We start from the raw sequence: 1,532 nt of genomic DNA on the forward strand, positions 1-1,532 counted from the left end.
GTAGTAGGTAAGCGATGGGGTGACGCAGGAAGGTAGTCCAGCCCGGGCGGTGGTTGTCCCGGGGTAAGGGTGTAGGGCGCTGTCTAGGCAAATCCGGACAGCATGAAGCCTGAGACCTGATGCCGAGCCGATTGTGGTGAAGTGGATGATCCTATGCTGTCGAGAAAAGCCTCTAGCGAGTTTCATGGCGGCCCGTACCCTAAACCGACTCAGGTGGTCAGGTAGAGAATACCGAGGCGTTCGGGTGAACTATGGTTAAGGAACTCGGCAAAATGCCCCCGTAACTTCGGGAGAAGGGGGGCCATCACTGGTGATCGGATTTACTCCGTGAGCTGGGGGTGGCCGCAGAGACCAGCGAGAAGCGACTGTTTACTAAAAACACAGGTCCGTGCGAAGCCGTAAGGCGATGTATACGGACTGACGCCTGCCCGGTGCTGGAACGTTAAGGGGACCGGTTAGCTCCATTTCGGTGGGGCGAAGCTGAGAACTTAAGCGCCAGTAAACGGCGGTGGTAACTATAACCATCCTAAGGTAGCGAAATTCCTTGTCGGGTAAGTTCCGACCTGCACGAATGGCGTAACGACTTCTCGACTGTCTCAACCATAGGCCCGGTGAAATTGCACTACGAGTAAAGATGCTCGTTTCGCGCAGCAGGACGGAAAGACCCCGGGACCTTTACTACAGTTTGATATTGGTGTTCGGTTCGGCTTGTGTAGGATAGGTGGGAGACTTTGAAGCGGCCACGCCAGTGGTTGTGGAGTCGCCGTTGAAATACCACTCTGGTCGTGCTGGATGTCTAACCTGGGTCCGTGATCCGGATCAGGGACAGTGTCTGATGGGTAGTTTAACTGGGGCGGTTGCCTCCTAAAGAGTAACGGAGGCGCCCAAAGGTTCCCTCAGCCTGGTTGGCAATCAGGTGTTGAGTGTAAGTGCACAAGGGAGCTTGACTGTGAGACCGACGGGTCGAGCAGGGACGAAAGTCGGGACTAGTGATCCGGCGGTGGCTTGTGGAAGCGCCGTCGCTCAACGGATAAAAGGTACCCCGGGGATAACAGGCTGATCTTCCCCAAGAGTCCATATCGACGGGATGGTTTGGCACCTCGATGTCGGCTCGTCGCATCCTGGGGCTGGAGTCGGTCCCAAGGGTTGGGCTGTTCGCCCATTAAAGCGGTACGCGAGCTGGGTTTAGAACGTCGTGAGACAGTTCGGTCCCTATCCGCTGTGCGCGTAGGAATATTGAGAAGGGCTGTCCCTAGTACGAGAGGACCGGGACGGACGAACCTCTGGTGTGCCAGTTGTCCTGCCAAGGGCATGGCTGGTTGGCTACGTTCGGAAAGGATAACCGCTGAAAGCATCTAAGCGGGAAGCCTGCTTCGAGATGAGTATTCCCACCTCCTTGAGAGGGTAAGGCTCCCAGTAGACGACTGGGTTGATAGGCCAGATGTGGAAGCCTCGTAAGGGGTGGAGCTGACTGGTACTAATAGGCCGAGGGCTTGTCCTCAGTTGCTCGCGTCCACTGTGTTAGTTCTGAA

General features: G+C 56.2%; 1 rRNA gene. It reads left to right on the top strand.

Annotated elements, in window-relative coordinates:
* Positions 1-1,501: ribosomal RNA gene (locus tag ABZ404_RS39095) — 23S ribosomal RNA — on the top strand; the annotation flags it as partial.
* Positions 1,502-1,532 lie beyond the last annotated feature (31 nt).

Origin of the sequence: Streptomyces sp. NPDC005878 (assembly GCF_040629815.1) — a bacterium.
Lineage (GTDB): Bacteria > Actinomycetota > Actinomycetes > Streptomycetales > Streptomycetaceae > Streptomyces.